This window comes from Sphingomonas sp. 7/4-4 (assembly GCF_027941955.1).
Lineage (GTDB): Bacteria > Pseudomonadota > Alphaproteobacteria > Sphingomonadales > Sphingomonadaceae > Sphingomonas.
Map to the genome: position 1 here is coordinate 3,400,261 of NZ_CP115960.1, position 15,352 is coordinate 3,415,612.

Consider the following 15,352-nt stretch of genomic DNA (forward strand, 5'->3'; position numbering starts at 1 on the left):
AGGGCCCGATGCTCGAACATGTTCCGCACTGGCTGGGAAGTGCGCTCAAGGGAGTGCGCGCCGGGGTCGGCAAGCTGGCGATCGCACAGCGCGAGCTCGGCGCGTTCGAGGCGCTGCATCTCGCCAGTCCGGCCTTCGCCAATGGCGCGCGCCTGCCCGAGCGGTTCACCGCGGATGGCGAGGGCGTGTCGCCGCCCTTGTTCTGGACCGGGGTGCCCGAGGGTACCGAGCGCCTCGCACTGATCGTCGAGGACCCCGACGCGCCCGCGCCGCAGCCTCTGGTCCACGCCGTGGTCTGGGACCTGCCGCCCGAGGACGGCGAACTGAAGGAAGGCGCGATCCGCGCCGACGGCGCCGGCGATCGCGGCGGCACCGATGTCGGGCGCAACAGCTTCTTCGGCGAGGGCTGGCTGCCGCCCGATCCGCCCACCGGCCATGGCCCGCACAATTACGCCTTCCAGCTGTTCGCTTTGGGACCCGGCCCCGACGCCGGGGACAGTCCCGGCCGCAGCGCGATCGTCCGCGCGATGGCCGGCCGGGTGCTGGCCGCAGGTGTGCTCACCGGCACTTATTCGCGCGGCGAGGAGGCCCCGGTCGGCCCGGTGGGTGCGGCCGCGGCGACCTGAGGCCCCTGCGCGGCATCCCGCTTGCAATGTAGGATTTCAGCTGATTGAGTGGAACGGCTGGGTGCTGCCCGGCCGCTCTTTGGCATCGTCGTTTGTGGGAAAGAAAATTACGAGATTGCGCGCGTTTCCGCAAAAAGAGTCAATTTAAGCGCTCAGCCGTTGACGATCGTCCCGCCGTTCGGATGGAGCACCTGGCCGGACATGTAGCTGGCATCCTCGCAGGCGAGGAACAGGAAGCAGGGCGCGACTTCGTTGGGCTGGCCGGGGCGGCCCATCGGCGTGTTCTCGCCGAAATTCTTCAGCTTTTCCGGGCTCGCGCCGCCCATCGGGTTGAGCGGGGTCCAGATCGGCCCGGGTGCGACGGCGTTCACGCGGATGCCCTTCTCGATCAGGTTCTCGGAAAGGCTGCGGGTGAAGGCAGTGATCGCGCCCTTGGTGCTCGAATAATCGAGCAGCTCCTTCGAGCCCTGGTACATCGTCACTGAGGTGCAGTTCACGATCGCCGCGCCCTGCTTCAGGTGCGGCATCGCGGCCTGGGTGAGGAAGAACATCCCGAAGATGTTGGTCTGGAAGGTGCGCTTGAGCTGCTCCTCGGTGATGTCGGTGATATGCTTGTCGGGATGCTGCTCGCCGGCATTGTTCACCAGCACGTCGACGCGGCCGAACTTCTCGATCACCTGCGCGACCGCTCGGTCGCAAAACGCCTTGTCGCCGATATCGCCGGCGATGGTCAGCGCCTCGCGGCCTTCCTGGCGGACGATGTCCGCGGTCATCGCGGCATCGTCATGCTCGCAAAGGTACAGGATCGCGACATGCGCGCCTTCGCGGGCATAGAGTGCGGCGACGGCGCGGCCGATGCCGCTGTCGGCGCCGGTGATCACCGCCACCTTGTCCTGCAATCGGCCGGAGCCGGGGTAACGGGGCTCCCAATCGGGTTTGGGCTCGAGCGCGCTCTCGTGTCCGGGCAGCGCGTCCTCGTGGATCATGTCGATCACGGTGTCGCTCATCGGCTGGCTCCAGTGGAGGGGTTGCCGAGAGAACCGGTGCGGAACGCCGGAGGTTCCGCGTCTTGTCGCCGCCCGGGGGCGGCGGGGCAGGGTTCAGGCGATGAGCGCCGAACCCTGCGTCGCGGTGGCGAGGATCATCGTCGCTGTGAGGCCGAACGAGACCAGGCCAAGCATGAGGCTGCGTACCATGGTGATTTTCTCCCTATTCTCTAGCCGGTTCACGCGATCGGAACCACGGGGGTCGAGAAGACGACGAAGGCGACAGTGAACAGTACCGAGCCGAGGATGGCGAGGCTGCGATGGAACGAGTCGAGACGTGCGGTCATGGTTCTTACTCCCTGTGATGATCGGCTCCGGACCATCCGGCTGCCGATGCCGACACTATAGCAGGGGCGTGCCAACTTCTGTAAGCTGTTGAAAATCAACAATTGGTGTTCCACGCGGCGGAAAAGTTGGGAAAATGCACGCCAGAGGTTGGTGAAAATTACCAATCGAAAGCGAACAACCACTGTCCGATATCGGTCACCCGACCTGGAGGCAGTTCCGTCCGGCGGTCTTGGCGGCGTAGAGCAATCGGTCGGCGCGGTGGAACACGGTCGACAGGCCTTCGCCCGCTTTGGCGGGGGCGAGCCCGGCCGAGAAGGTGATCTCGCCGAGCGGCGCGTCGCTCTCGCGCAATCGATAGCGCTTGGTGGCGACGGTGACGCGCGCAGTGTCGAGCGTCGCGCGGGCGGCTTCTAGGTCGACGCCGGTGAACAGCACTGCGAATTCCTCGCCGCCATAGCGCGCGACCAGATGGCCGGTGCAGGTCTGGCTCAGTGCCTCGGCGATCGCTTTGAGCACCCGATCGCCGACCGCATGGCCGAAGCGATCGTTGACCGACTTGAAATGATCGACGTCGCACACGGCCAGGCAGATGCCGGTGCCCGCCGCCGCCTGCGCGGCATAGGCTTCCTCGAGTGCGCGACGGTTGGGGAGGTCGGTCAGCGGGTCGCGGCGGGCATTGTCGCGCGCTTCCTCCAGCTTCTGGCGGAGTTCGCTCGCCTCGCGCGTCGCGCTCTCCAGCCGCGCTTCGGCGCTGTGGACGCGCTCGATCATCGCGGCGGTGATCCGGGCGACCTCGCCGATCGCGATCGCGCCATTGCCGTCGGTGGAGCGCGAAATGGCTTCGGCGCTCGCGGCGAGGTTCCGCCCGAAATCTTCGGTCTCGGCGCGAATGGCCGTGACCATGTCCTGAAAGCCCTCGACCTGCATCTGGGTCTGCGCGACGAGGCCGTCGGCCTTTTCCTTGGCGCCCTTGCCGTTCGGGACCGGCTGGACGTCGCAGCCCAGCGTTTCGATGTCGCGCCGGGTGAGGCGCACGCCGCCGTCGGTCAGCGCATGGACCGCGCGGGCGAGCGGGCCGTCGGGGTCGGCGAGCAGGTGATAGGCGAAGGCATAGTTGGCGGGATCAGCGTCGAGACGCTGATCGACCAGGAAATCGCCGATTCGGTCGTAAAGACGGCGCGACGAATCGCTTTCATTTGCCGTCCGGACGGCCCTTGCGCCGGCCATAGCCATAACCCCCGTGCATCTTCGGTGCGGTATCCCTTGCGGTCCCGCACCGCCTGTCTGTCCGCTTGGGGTCTAGTGGCGAACTGCTAATATCCGGTGAGCAAATGAAGCTGGGGCTCCCGATCAGCCCCGCTTCCCCGCCTTGTATTTCCGGACCGCTTCCAGCGTCAGCTTGATGTGGTCGGCCGGGTTCATGTCGGTATGCGCGAACAGGACCTTGCCGTTCGGCGCGATCACATAGCTGGTGCGGCTGGTGATCGTCGTCGGCGTGCCGTCGGGCTTCTTGAGAAGGACGTCATAACCCTTGATCACGGCGGGGCTTGCCGCCGCTACCGCGAACTTGCCGGCGCAATGCTCGCTCGAGAAGGCGACGAGCTTGTCGACATTGCCCGCGGTCATGCCGATCACGGTCGCGCCGGCCGCAGTGAAATCGGGAAGCGCCGCGGCGAAGGCGGCCGCCTCGACATTGCAGCCGCCGGTGAACGCCGCGGGGAAGAAATAGAGGACGACCGGGCCCTTCTTCAGCGCCGCCTTGAGGTTCACGCTGAGCGGCTTGCCCGCCATCGCGCCCGCGGCGCTGAAGTCGGGCGCCACGGCGCCGGGGCGAGCGCCGCCTCGACCGGCAGCGACAGCGGCAGGAGCAGGGCGGCGAGGAAAATTTGGTCCGCATGGCGTCACTCCTTGGGTTATCGGGTCAACGCGATCCCTATTCGCGCGTGGGTGTCGTTTCGTCGATAGTCGTCGAGCGCCTCACCATAACCGGTAAAGGCCTGGCCGAAGAGATAGAATCCGATGCCGCCGCCGATCGGCGCCAGCGGGTAGGAGGCGAACAATTCGGCGCCGCCGCGCTTGGTTTCGAAATTGCCGCGGCCAGTGAGCGCGATCTTGATGCCGTCCTTCTGCTGGATCGCCGCGGTGAGCGCCGTGTAGCCGAGATAGTCCTTCACGTCGGGCGCCGTGCCGAAGCGGCCGACATAGAACCAGGCCTGGGGCGCGACATCGAGCCGCCAGTCGCCGCCGAGATCGAAGCTCTTCTCGACGCGGCCGAAGATGCGATTGACGTCGATCGAATCGGCCATGCCGCGGCCGTTCGAATCGTGCCGCCAGCCAAGCGCGACTTTGGTGGTCTCGTCTACGGGCACGTCGGCATAGACTTCGGGCGAATAAGTGGTCGAGCGGAACGGCCCCGAGGGTTCGTTCAGTGCCCAGAACATCGTCTGGGTATAAGCGAAACGCAGATTGCCGAGCTTGAGCGGCGCGTCCTCGGCAAAGGGCCGGAAGGCGAAGCTCATCTGGAGCTTGCCGCCTGCATCCCCGGTGCCGAACACGCCGTAAATGGGCTCGTGCGGCTCGAATCGATCGAGGAACCCCGCCGAAGAGCCGGTCGAACTCTGGACCACGGTCTCTTCGGCCGGGATCTTCGCCGGCGGATGCTGGCCGGAAGGCGGTATGGCGACGTTCGCGATGCTCACCGGAACGTAGCGCGCCTTGGCGAAACCGCCGGGCGCGATCGTCGGGGTCGGGCCGGGCGCGCGTTCGAGCACGAGGCGCGTGCCGTCGACCGCTGTGACTTCGATCTGGCGCGGTCCGGCATCGGCGACGGGCGCCGCGGTCTCGTTGACGAGGAAGACCTCGACGCCGCGCAGCGCTTCCTGCTCGGAAGCCGGCTGGGCCGGCACCGCACGCACCTGCGCGGCGGCGGGCATGGCGACGAAAATGCCGATGACGAACGGGACGAGGCGCATAAGCGGAACGACTGGCAGCGCTTTGTGACCTTGGCGAGTCAAAAACGGACGGGTAGGGCAGCGGTCATGCCTGTTTCCGAGACCGATGTCGCACTTGCCCAGCGCCTTGCCGATGCGGCGGGCGCGGCGATCCGTCCGCGCTTCCGCGGCTCGTTCGGGCTCGAGGCCAAGGAGGACCTGTCGCCGGTGACGCTCGCCGACCGCGAGGCGGAGGAGGCGATGCGCCGGCTGATCATCGCCGAACGGCCGATGGACGGGATCATCGGCGAAGAATTCGGCACGCGCGAAGGCAGCAGCGGCCGCCAATGGGTGCTCGATCCGATCGACGGCACCCGCGCCTTCATCGCCGGTCGCCCGATCTTCGGGACGCTGATCGCGCTGATCGAGGATGGCTGGCCTTTGCTCGGGGTGATCGACCAGCCGATCATCGGCGAACGCTGGCTCGGCGTCGCCGGGCGCCCGACGCTGTTCAACGGCAAGCCCGCCGAGGCGCGCGCCTGCCGCGATCTCAAAGGCGCGATCCTCGGCACGACGTCGCCGGCTTTGTTCGACGACGATCAGCTCCACGCCTTCGAACATCTCGATGCCGCCGTGATGAGCACGGTGCTCGGCGGCGACTGTTATAATTACGGCTGCGTCGCCAGCGGGTGGCTCGATATCGTCGTCGAGGCGGGACTCAAGCTCCACGACTTCGCGGCGCTGGTGCCCGTGGTCGAAGGCGCGGGCGGGCGGATGTGCGACTGGCAAGGCGATCCGCTCCACGCCGGCAGCAACGGCGAAGTGATCGCCGCCGGCGATCCCGCACGGATCGAGGAAATCCTCGAAGCTTTAGCCTGCCGGGGGCACTGACGCCCCACGTCGGAAATCAAATGCCGGATTGCGGGCGGTTCTGGCGGTCGCGATCCAGGCGATCGGGATCCCGACGAGCAGGATGTGGATCGCCAGCGGCATCAGCACCGACAGGGGCGTGATCGCTGTGCCCGGGTTCGGCGGCCAACGCAGCGGAATCACGATCCAGTACATGATCAGATAGAGCGCTGCGCCATAGGCCGCGCCGTAGAGCAGCCGCCATTCCCGTACCCGCGGCAGCAGCCGTGCCGCGGCAACGAAGGCGGTCGCCATCACTGCCATGATCGCGAAATGCACGATTAGGCCGGTGGCCGCTCCGATCCAGCCGCTGGTCCGCGGCCAGTCGCCGAACGGCCCCGAGGCGACGGACTGGAGCATGCCGGCAATCGATCGGCCGTGCAGCGCGGTGGTGATCATCGCCGCCGCGATGTCGAGCGTGCCCGCAACCAAGGTTGCGATTGCGATGGTCTTCCCTTGCAAGCCGGTTCTCCCCCAATTTGATGTAGCCGAGCCTTCCGCTCCCTTGCGGCTCTGCGCAACTTCTGGCGGAGTACGATGCGGGCGAACGTCGCAAATCCGTCGCCGAACGTCTGGCGGGGCTCGTCCCTTTTCTATGCGTGTTCGCGCAGCATCTCCCGCAGCCGTCTGGCATAGACTCGGCCGGTCGCGATCCGGGTGCCATCGCGCAGGATCACCTCGCGTCGGCCGGTGGGCGTCTGGCGGACCTGTGCGATCGCGGCGACCCGCACCAATGCGGCGCGGTGCACGCGGACGAACTTGGCCGAATCGATCCGCTCCGACAGCGCCTTGATCGAGAGGCGCAGCAGATGCGATCCCGAAGGCGTGTGCAGCCGGACATAATCGTCCTCGCTGCTGACCCAGTCGACCTGGTCGAGCGCGACGTGAGTCAGGCTGCCGCTGACTCCGCGGATCCACAATTCGGTCTCGTACGGAGCGGGGCCGCCGGAATGGAATTCGGCGCGCAGATCGGCGATGATCCGCCGCATCTCCTCGATCTCGCGCGATGAACCATCGGCCGAAAGACGATTTCGTGCACGCCCGATCGCTTCCTGAAGCCGCCCGGTCTCGATGGGCTTGAGGACATAATCCACTGCCGAGACTTCGAAGGCGCGGATGGCGAAATGGTCGAACGCCGTAGTGAAGATCACCGCCGGCGTTACATCGGGCGGCAATTGCTCGAGTATGTCGAAGCCGGTGCCGTCACGGAGCCGGATGTCGAGCAGAACGATATCGGGCCGAAGCTCGCCAATCGCGTGGACCGCCTCACGGCAGGAAGCAGCCGATCCGACGAGCCGGACCCCGGGCAGGTCCCTGAGCACGATTTCGAGCCGCCGGAGCGCCAGCGGCTCATCGTCGACGATCAGGATGCGGTCGTCGCTCATCGCGCAAAGGCCAGTGGCATTGTCACCCGCGCTTCGAACCAGCCGCGTCCGGGCGTCAGCGTGAGGCTCTGCGCGTCCCCGAAATATTCGGCGAGCCGCTGGCGAACATTGGCGGTGCCGATGCCCTCCGGGCCGGAGGCCTTGCGCTCGATCTCGGGATTGCCGGAATCGATCACGAGGATCGACAGGCTCTCGCCGACGCGCTCCGCGGTAATCGACAGCCGAGTCGGCGGGCGCGACTTCGCGACACCGTGTTTGACGGCATTCTCGACCAGCGGCTGGATGATCAGCGCGGGCACCGTCGCCCGACGCAGTTCCTCGGGCAGCAGGATTTCGACGGCGAGATCGGGATAACGCATCTGCTCGATCGCGAGATAGCGGCGGTGCAGCTCGAATTCCTGCTCGAGCGGAACGTCGATCAGCGGATCGATCGCCAGCGTCGATCGGAAGAAGATCGAAAGCCGCGCGAGCATCCGCTCCGCTTCGGCACCGCGGCCGTCGAGGATCAGCGCCGAGATCGAATTGAGGCTGTTGAACAGGAAGTGCGGATTGATCTGGCTCGACAGTGCCTTGAGCTTGGCGACGTGCGCCATGCCGCGCAGCTCGGCCGAGCGCTGGGCTTCGTGCCGCGCATCGAAATTATATTCGATCGCGAGATACAGCCCGGTCCAGGCGATGAAGAACCAGGTCCACATCGACAGCACGTACATCGCATCATTCCAGTCGACGACGACGAAGCGCGCGGTCCGGCCATAAAGCGCTGCGAAGGCGAAATAATTGGCCCAGGCATAAGTCTCCGCCAGAAACGGCGCGACCGCCGACACCGCGATCGCGCGCGTCCGGAACGAGCGGTGCGAAAGCCGTCGCAGCAGGCGGTGCAGGCCATAGCAGATGGCGATGCCGCATACCGACATGGCGATCCGGAGCAAGGCGGCCTCGAAGGCCATATGGCTGCGCTGCAGGATCATCCCCAGCGTGAACAGCGCACTGCTCGCGCCCCACATGCTGAGCGTGAGCATCAGCTTGGCGCGGGTTTCGGCGCGCGGCTGGGGCCGCGAGTGCGGGCCCGCTTCATCGACGAGGAAGAATTCGCGTCGCGCGGCCGGATCGGGAGCATCCACCCTGCCTTGATCGCAAAAGCCCGCACGCCTGTCGACTGACGCTCAGTCGCTCAAAATCGACGTTCGGCGTGCAGTCAGCCGCGCGAGACCAGCCCAGCGAACACGAGCAGGAGGGCGAGCAATGCGGCGATCCGCGCCCAGCGAATACCGTAGGTCAGGCCGAGCGCCACGATGCCGCCCGCTATCGGCGCCAGCCCGATCCATGCGAGCAGTCGCATCGGCCAGTCCGCGGACCATAAGGCCAGCATCAGCGAGGCGACTACGAGCAGCCATCCTGCGCTCCGCAGCCGATTGCCGTGCTTCGCTGCCCGCCATTGCACCGGCACCAACTGGGCGTGCCGGCTCATGCTCGCCGCCAAGACGAACAGGCCGAGATAGAGCAGCCCGGCGAAGATCATGCTGTCGCCCTTGTGCGCGCCCGGCGCGGCGCCACCGGTGCGCGCAACGCGCGTACTTGCCGGATCACGATTAGCATCAGCGCGGCAGCGGCGGCGAGTAGGACCAGGTCCATGGCCCATTGCGCGAAACCCGAGATGCCGAGACCGAGCAGCGCCGCGCCCGCGCAACCCAATGCCACCAGTCCCAGCAAGGTCGGCCACGCGATCGTTGGACGCAAAGCGAGGCCGGCGAGGACCGCAATCCCTGCACTCCACAATGCGATCGACACTTCGGCGTCGGCGCGCGCCGGCAAGTCGAGCGGAAGCAGGCGATTTGCCCAGAGATAGGCCACGCTGCCCAGGAGTGCGCCGGCGATCGCCCCGGCGTTCAAACGCTCTAGAAGGCGGTTGCCGATCGAGAGCGGCGCGCGCTCGCGGCGCTTGACCACCCACAGCACCAGCCCGGTCGCAATGGTCAGTGTGAGCATCGCGCCGCCGAGGAAATAGAGCCAGCGCAGCAGCCCCGGCGCGAAGCGGGCCATGTGGAGCCCATAGACGGTGTTGTAGGTCTTGAGCGCCGGACGCGTCTCGGTCCAGTCGGAGAGCACCCGGCCCGTCGCGCCGTCGAAGCTGATCTCGCCGGGCGTATAGGCGATCTGGCCGGCATCGCTGCGGAACACCGTCACCACTGCCGCCGTGTCGCCCGGATTGACGACATAGACACGCCCGATAGCGGTTCCGCCGAAGCGGCGGCCGGCCTCGCGCAGCATCGGAGCGATCGGGGCGAGCGGCGCCTTCTTCTCCGCCAAAGGCCGATTCACCGCGCCGGGCGTGAAGGCCTGGTACATCGCCGCGAGATCCTCGCCATAATTGGCAGTGATCGGCCAAGGCATGTTGAGCGACGCCAATGTCACCAGCCCGGTGAAGGTGATCATCAGGTGGAAGGGCAGCGACATGACCCCCAAGGCGTTATGGCCGTCCAGCCACGAGCGCTGGCCCTTGGCCGGGCGGAAGGTGAAGAAATCACGGAAGATGCGGCGATGCGCGATGATTCCGGTGATCAGCGCCACCAGCATCATCAGCGCCGCCAGCGAGGCGAGCAGCCGTCCCCAGGGATAAGGGAGCTGTAGCTCGAAATGGAGGCGATAGAAGAACTCGCCGCCCATCGTCTCGCGTGCCACCGGCGCGCCGCTCACTGGATCCAGGGCGCGATAGAGATAGACGCCGCCGCTGTCATAGCCTGCCTCGACGGTGTTCATCCGGCCGTCCGGCGCAGTGAGATACCAGCCGGTGGAATCAACGGTGTTCTTGCTCAGCCAATCGGTCGCCGCGGCGATCGCATCGACCGGCGCGGCGGTGGCGACGGCCTCGGGGCGCATCCAGCGGCCGATCTCGGGCTTGAAGACGCTCAGCGTGCCGGCGAAGCACATGAGGAAGAGCACGTGGCCGAGCAGCAGTCCCGTCCAGCCGTGGAGCCAGGCCATGACCTGGCGGGCGCCCTCGCGGATCGGGCTCATGCCGGCGGTCCCGCATACCAAACGATCGCGGCGAGCAATGCGGCCAGCCCGATCACGCCAACCACGGCACGCCCCGGCCCGCGCGCCAGATAGGCCCAGACCGTCACCGCCGGCGCGACGAGGAACGCGAGCAGAGTCGCGACGACGGTCGCGTCCAACCGCTCCAGCGGCAGCGTGCGCGCGAGCGCCGCGCCGAACAGCGCCGCGATCGCATAAGCGCCGATAGTGCCGGCGAGCGTGCGCGCGGCGACATTGCCGCGATACCGCCAGCTCCGTCGGTCCGGTCCCCTGCGGGGTGCCGCCTGCGCCGCGCCATGCATCGCGATCAGTAGGCGAAGCTGAGCGAGACGTTCGCGCTGCGGGGCGCGGCATAGAATGCCTGCCCCCACATCAGGCTCGCGAGATACTTCTCGTTGCCGACATTGCGGACATTGAGCTTGGCGCGCACCCGATCGAGCAGGCGGACGCTCGCCATCAGATCGACCACCGCATAGCTCTCCTGCGACACGATCACGTCGCCCGTGACGACGCCTTCATCCTGCACTCCGGCATCGGCATAGCGGATCCTGTTCTGCCAGCGCAGCTGCGCACCGAGCTTGAGATCGTTGAGCTGCGGCACGGCATAAGTGGTGGCGAGCTTGAGCGACTTCGTCGGCAGGAAGGTCCGCGCCTTGTGGCCGGCCTGGTCCTCGATCTCGAGCCCGGTATAGCCGCCGCTCAGCGTCCAGTTCTGGGTGACCTTGCCGGCGAGCTCGAGCTCGAAACCTTTCGAAATTGTATCCACGCCTTCATAATAGCTGTCGCCATTGGGCAATACGCCCAGAAACGAGGCGAGCCCGGTCTGCTTCGCGCGGAACAGCGAAGCGGTGGCGTAGAGTCGGCCGCCGAACCAGTTGCTCTTGATGCCGCCCTCGATGCTGGTGCCCTTGGCCGGATCGAGCTTAATGTGGTTGATGTCGACTTCGCTCTGCGGATTGAAGATCCCGGTATAGCTCGCATAGAGCGAGAGATGCGGCGTCACGTCATAGACCGCGCCGATATAGGGGCTGACGCCGCTTTCCTTGCGCGACTGATCGGTGCCGTAGGAGGTGCCGGTCGACTTGATCCACATCGCGCTCGCGCCGACCACTGCCTTGAGCTGGTCCGTGAAGTTGACGTGCGCGGCGCCATAAGCGCGAGTCAGCCGATCGGTATAATCGGCTTCGAGAACTTCGCCCGGATAGGCCGGCTCGGCGACCTGGACGCGGCCCCAGTCCTGCACCGCCGGGAAATCGATCGCGCCGAGATAGAAATCCTCCCACTCCAGCGCGTCCGAACGCGCAGTGGAGACCCCGAAGGCGAGCTGGTGCTCGCGGCCGAACAACCGGACCGGCCCCGAGGCATAGAAGTCGGCGAGATACTGGTCGTAGGTCGAGGGATAGATGCCCGACATGCCGCCGACGCCGAGCCCCGTCGCCTTGTCCGGATAGCCATAAGCATAGAGCAGCTTCGAAAGCTCCTCGAAGCGCTTGTAGGTGAGCACGCCTTTGGCCGACCAGCCGCCGCCAAATCGATAGTCGAGCTCGGCGAAGACGCTCTGGTCGGTGACGTTCCAGAACGTCCAGTCGGCCGAAGTCGAGGCCGGAACCGGATAATCGATCCGTGTGCCGTCGGTATAGGTGAGCGGCAGCGCGCCCCAGAGCACGCCGTCCGCCCTGTTCTCCTGCCGCGAATAGCCGATTGTCGCGGTGAGGTCGGGCGTCACCTTCCAGCGCAGCAGCGCGCCGTACACATTCCGATCGACATGGTTGTAGTCGAGATACGAATCGCGATCCTCATGCGCGAAGATCAGCCGGGCCGCGACCGTGTCGGTGATCGGGCCGGAGACATCCGCCTCGAAGCGCTTCTGGTCCCACGAGCCGAACTGCGCCGAGGCGCTGGCCCTGAGCGTGTCGGTGGGGCGCTTGCGGACATAGTTGATCGTCGCCGAGGGATTGCCGACTCCGCTCATGATCGCATTGGCGCCGCGGATCGCCTCGACGCTGTCGAACAAGGCGGTGTCGAGATCGCCGAACTGGATGCCCCAGATCAGCGGCAGGCCGATGCCGTCGACCTGGAAGTTGGTGATGTCGAAGCCGCGCGAATTGAAATAGGTCCGGTCGGTCTCGACCTTCTCGACATTGATCCCGACGACCTGCTCGAGCAGATCGTTGACGTTGTTGAGCGCGAAATCCTCGATCCGCTGGCGATCGACGATCGTCACCGATTGCGGCGTCTCGCGGGGGATAATGTGAGCCCGGTGGCCGAACTCGACTGGGTCGCCACCGATCCGGTGACGACGATCTCGGCCTTGTCCTGCGACTGCGTATCCTCGTCCGCGACTGGATCGGGATCCATGGCCGCGAACGCCGGGCCGGTCGGCAGGAGGAGCAAAGCACTCGAGAGCAGTGCATGGCGGAAAGATCGATTCATGTTGTTCCCCAGTGCGTCCGACGCGGCTCCTAGGGAAGAGGATATTGCGAGTCAATAGCATTAGCATCACGCGGGCGGCATGTCCTCGGGGTCGGCCCTAATCGGACTTCTTGCCCGCGCACTTGTTGAGGAAATATTGGCGTTTCAGGTCGACCGCCTCCTGACGCATGGTTTCCAGTCGGCGTTGATCGTCCAACGCGCGCTGCCGATCGTCGAGTGCCAATTGCCGCAGCGAGAGTTCCTGATCGGAAGCGGCCGGCGCGCTTTGTCCGCTTCCGGGTGCTGCACTTCCTCTCGCAACGCACGCCGCTTGCCGGCAGTGGCGATCCGTTCGCCCGCGATCTGCACCTGCTCCTCATAGAAGGCCGTCACCGCCGCGCTTCGCCTATGGGCTTCGGCCGCAAAGACCGGAAGAACGGACGCCCGGTCGCACCGCTCGATGGCCGCATCGAGCGCGGGGAAATCTACCGATTCGACGATTTGCGGCGTGGCCGCGAGGAAGAGGAGGAAGGACATGCCCGGGCGCCTATCCGATATGGCCTCCGGGCGCGAGAGTGGACCATGCCAAGCCCAGCCTCATCGTATCTCTTTCGGTGGCGCGAAATCGGGCAATTCGAATTTCGGCACCGGCAAGCTGACTTCGATCGGCCGGTCGGCCGTCGCACCGTTGCGCAGAAAAGCATAGATCGCCTGCTTTGCCGCTGGGCTTTCCCGCAATTGATAGAAGGCGCCATCATGCCCGCCGCGGTGGACGAGGATGGCGTGGCCGTTGGGGAAATAGGGCAGCAGGCCCAGCGTGTTCTCGATCGGAGTCGACGTGTCCCAGTCTCCGTGGACGAAGACGATGGGGATCGTGCTCGCGCGCGGCCGCCGGACCGCGTCGCCCATGTCCGGCGTCGGCCAGTCGGGCGCGGAGGCGAGGTTCGCCTCGAAGTTCCACGTGCCGAGCAGGTCGGTTGCCGGATCGGTCCGCATCAGCTGCTGGCGCTCCGCACTGGCGCCGAGGCTGCTGTCGGCAAGCGGCCCGATCAGCTTGACCGGGCCTGCCCGCCGGTCCGCCAATGTCTCGCGCGCCCATCGATCGTAATGGCCGTAGTAAAGCGACAGGATGAAGGCGGGCCAGTGCTCGGCTTCATCCGTGTGCGACAATAAGGCGAGTTGAAGATCCTCCGCCCCGAGCATGACCGTCTGGGTGCGGCCGGCATCGTCGCGGACGCGCACCCGGATCGGCCCTGCGGCGAACCGCCGGTGCAAGGCGCGTATCGCCTCCGCCATCCCGCCTTTGGGCAGGAAGGGGCGAGGCCGGGATCGCGGTCCGCATCATATGCGATCCGCTGGAGCGCCGCGAAGACGTGCGAGGGCATGTCGAATCCGTTGTCGAGCGGCTCGACACTCGAGAGCACCGCGCGCGCCACGCTCTCCGGATGGAACCGCATCACGGCCAGCGACCATTGCGAGCCGAAGCTGCCGCCGAACAGGCTGATCTTGTCATAGCCGAGCGCACGCCGCAGATCGTCGACGTCCGCGGCGAATGCCTCGATCGTATAGCCGGATAGGTCCTTGCCGGCGTGATGCGCGACGGCGCGCCGGGCCAGCGCCTGCATCGCAAGGGCGTCGGCATGCACCGAGGCGGGCCTGTCGGACGGGGAGGCCTCGGCCATTTCCTCGAGCATCTCGCCGCGCTTCGTATAGCCGCGCTGCTCGATCACCACGAGATCGCCGACCGCGCCGAAGGTCAGCCACGAGCGCAGACGGCTCTGTGCCGCCGCATCGCTGTCCGTGAAGGAGCCGAGAACGCTCAGCCCGGGGCCGCCGGGAAGCCAGAAGACCGGCGGCGCGCCGGTGGGATGGGGCGCCTTGATCCGCGCGAATCCGACGCCGATGCGGCGGCTCGTCTTCGAGCTCCGGTTCTCGGGCACGTACAAAGTGCCGATTTCATAGGCGACGGTCTCGCCGGTCGAGAGCTTGACGGTTCCTTGCTCGGTCACGATCCGGTCGGCCGGGGCCTGTGCCGAAGCAACCGACGGGATCGCCTGGAGCGCCAGCGATACCAGCGCCCAACCCAGCAATTGCGTGATCGATCGCATTGGAACTCCCAAACAGCTTGCGGCGCACGGGGTCCAGGATATATGACTTCATGTCAAGATACTTGATATGAAGATTACTGGAATGACCGAGGAACCATCGCTGGCTGATTTGAGCGAAGATGTTGTCGACCACTTACTCGACGACTGGGGCCGCGAGCGGCCGGATCTGGACGCTTCGGCGATGGCGGTGGTCGGGCGCCTCCTGCACGTGGGGGCGTTGGTGCAGACCCGGGCGGACCAGCGCCTTCGCGGACACGGGATCAGCTATACCGAGCTCGACGTGCTGGCGACCCTGCGGCGGTCCGGAGCGCCGTATCGGCTGAGCCCCACTGCGCTCAGAAGGTCGGTGCTGCTCACGTCCGGAGCGATGACGGCGTGCCTCAATCGGCTGGAGCAGCGCGGCCTCATCCGCCGCAGCCCGGATGCGGCGGACCGCCGATCGCTCCTGGCGACGCTGACTGCCGAGGGCGTGCGCCTGATCGACGACGCGATCACCGCCCATTTCGCCGAAGCCGATCGGATGATCCTTGGCCTCGCACCGGTGGAGCGCGCCGAACTCGCGCGCTTGCTGCGGAAGGTCCGGCTTCAGCTGGAGGTTTGACCGTGCGCCGTGAT

The 15,352-nt window shown here is 66.3% G+C and carries 18 protein-coding genes; 3 read left to right on the forward strand and 15 right to left on the reverse strand.

Translation table 11 applies throughout. From position 1 onward, the window contains the following. Positions 1–8 precede the first annotated feature (8 nt). Positions 9–626 (forward strand): YbhB/YbcL family Raf kinase inhibitor-like protein, encoded by a 618-nt coding sequence (locus tag PIB19_RS17295; RefSeq protein WP_271238325.1) that lies wholly within the window; start codon positions 9–11, stop codon positions 624–626. Positions 627–778: 152 nt separating this feature from the next. On the opposite strand, the gene PIB19_RS17300 is transcribed toward PIB19_RS17295, so the two are convergent. The 4 genes from PIB19_RS17300 to PIB19_RS17315 form a co-directional block, all read right to left on the reverse strand. Continuing rightward, complete coding sequence (locus PIB19_RS17300; RefSeq protein ID WP_271238326.1) at positions 779–1,633, reverse strand: SDR family oxidoreductase; 855 nt, start codon at positions 1,631–1,633, stop codon at positions 779–781. A gap of 522 nt (positions 1,634–2,155) precedes the next feature. Continuing rightward, entirely contained in the window at positions 2,156–3,187 is a 1,032-nt protein-coding gene (locus tag PIB19_RS17305) for a GGDEF domain-containing protein (protein WP_271238327.1), read from the reverse strand. 123 nt (positions 3,188–3,310) lie between these two features. After that, complete coding sequence (locus tag PIB19_RS17310; RefSeq protein ID WP_336297175.1) at positions 3,311–3,781, reverse strand: peroxiredoxin; 471 nt, start codon at positions 3,779–3,781, stop codon at positions 3,311–3,313. Positions 3,782–3,873: 92 nt separating this feature from the next. Next, the gene (locus tag PIB19_RS17315; RefSeq protein WP_271238329.1) at positions 3,874–4,932 is read right to left on the reverse strand and encodes a phospholipase A; all 1,059 of its coding nucleotides are present in this window, start codon (positions 4,930–4,932) and stop codon (positions 3,874–3,876) included. Positions 4,933–4,998: 66 nt separating this feature from the next. Here PIB19_RS17315 and hisN point away from each other — a divergent pair, with 66 nt between their 5' ends. After that, a complete protein-coding gene (gene hisN, locus PIB19_RS17320) occupies positions 4,999–5,781 on the forward strand; it encodes a histidinol-phosphatase (RefSeq protein ID WP_271238330.1) in 783 nt (260 codons plus the stop codon). On the opposite strand, the gene PIB19_RS17325 is transcribed toward hisN, so the two are convergent. The 11 genes from PIB19_RS17325 to PIB19_RS17375 form a co-directional block, all read right to left on the reverse strand. Further along, the gene (locus tag PIB19_RS17325; protein WP_271238331.1) at positions 5,761–6,261 is read right to left on the reverse strand and encodes a hypothetical protein; all 501 of its coding nucleotides are present in this window, start codon (positions 6,259–6,261) and stop codon (positions 5,761–5,763) included. The genes hisN and PIB19_RS17325 overlap by 21 nt on opposite strands. Positions 6,262–6,392: 131 nt before the next feature. Continuing rightward, entirely contained in the window at positions 6,393–7,184 is a 792-nt protein-coding gene (locus PIB19_RS17330; RefSeq protein ID WP_271238332.1) for a LytR/AlgR family response regulator transcription factor, read from the reverse strand. Next, positions 7,181–8,305 carry a sensor histidine kinase gene (locus tag PIB19_RS17335; protein WP_271238333.1) on the reverse strand — a complete coding sequence of 375 codons (1,125 nt, stop codon included), beginning with the start codon at positions 8,303–8,305 and terminating at the stop codon, positions 7,181–7,183. Before PIB19_RS17335 ends, PIB19_RS17330 begins: the two co-directional genes overlap by 4 nt. A 74-nt stretch (positions 8,306–8,379) precedes the next feature. Then, positions 8,380–8,703, reverse strand: a complete 324-nt coding sequence (locus PIB19_RS17340; protein WP_271238334.1) for a DUF3325 domain-containing protein — start codon at positions 8,701–8,703, stop codon at positions 8,380–8,382. Then, positions 8,700–10,199, reverse strand: coding sequence for a PepSY-associated TM helix domain-containing protein (locus PIB19_RS17345; RefSeq protein WP_271238335.1), 1,500 nt, complete (start codon positions 10,197–10,199; stop codon positions 8,700–8,702). Before PIB19_RS17345 ends, PIB19_RS17340 begins: the two co-directional genes overlap by 4 nt. Continuing rightward, positions 10,196–10,519 carry a ketohydroxyglutarate aldolase gene (locus PIB19_RS17350; protein ID WP_271238336.1) on the reverse strand — a complete coding sequence of 108 codons (324 nt, stop codon included), beginning with the start codon at positions 10,517–10,519 and terminating at the stop codon, positions 10,196–10,198. The genes PIB19_RS17345 and PIB19_RS17350 overlap by 4 nt, the downstream gene beginning before the upstream one ends. A gap of 5 nt (positions 10,520–10,524) precedes the next feature. Next, positions 10,525–12,441 (reverse strand): TonB-dependent siderophore receptor, encoded by a 1,917-nt coding sequence (locus PIB19_RS17355; RefSeq protein WP_271238337.1) that lies wholly within the window; start codon positions 12,439–12,441, stop codon positions 10,525–10,527. Further along, on the reverse strand, positions 12,438–12,650 hold the full coding sequence (locus PIB19_RS17360) for a hypothetical protein (protein WP_271238338.1): 213 nt from the start codon (positions 12,648–12,650) through the stop codon (positions 12,438–12,440). The genes PIB19_RS17355 and PIB19_RS17360 overlap by 4 nt, the downstream gene beginning before the upstream one ends. A gap of 144 nt (positions 12,651–12,794) precedes the next feature. Next, a complete protein-coding gene (locus PIB19_RS17365; RefSeq protein ID WP_271238339.1) occupies positions 12,795–13,166 on the reverse strand; it encodes a hypothetical protein in 372 nt (123 codons plus the stop codon). Between the two features lie 60 nt (positions 13,167–13,226). Beyond that, complete coding sequence (locus PIB19_RS17370; protein WP_271238340.1) at positions 13,227–13,712, reverse strand: alpha/beta hydrolase; 486 nt, start codon at positions 13,710–13,712, stop codon at positions 13,227–13,229. After that, positions 13,679–14,737, reverse strand: a complete 1,059-nt coding sequence (locus PIB19_RS17375) for an alpha/beta fold hydrolase (RefSeq protein WP_271238341.1) — start codon at positions 14,735–14,737, stop codon at positions 13,679–13,681. Before PIB19_RS17375 ends, PIB19_RS17370 begins: the two co-directional genes overlap by 34 nt. A gap of 82 nt (positions 14,738–14,819) precedes the next feature. Here PIB19_RS17375 and PIB19_RS17380 point away from each other — a divergent pair, with 82 nt between their 5' ends. Beyond that, the gene (locus tag PIB19_RS17380; RefSeq protein WP_271238342.1) at positions 14,820–15,338 is read left to right on the forward strand and encodes a MarR family winged helix-turn-helix transcriptional regulator; all 519 of its coding nucleotides are present in this window, start codon (positions 14,820–14,822) and stop codon (positions 15,336–15,338) included. The last annotated feature ends 14 nt before the right edge of the window (positions 15,339–15,352 follow it).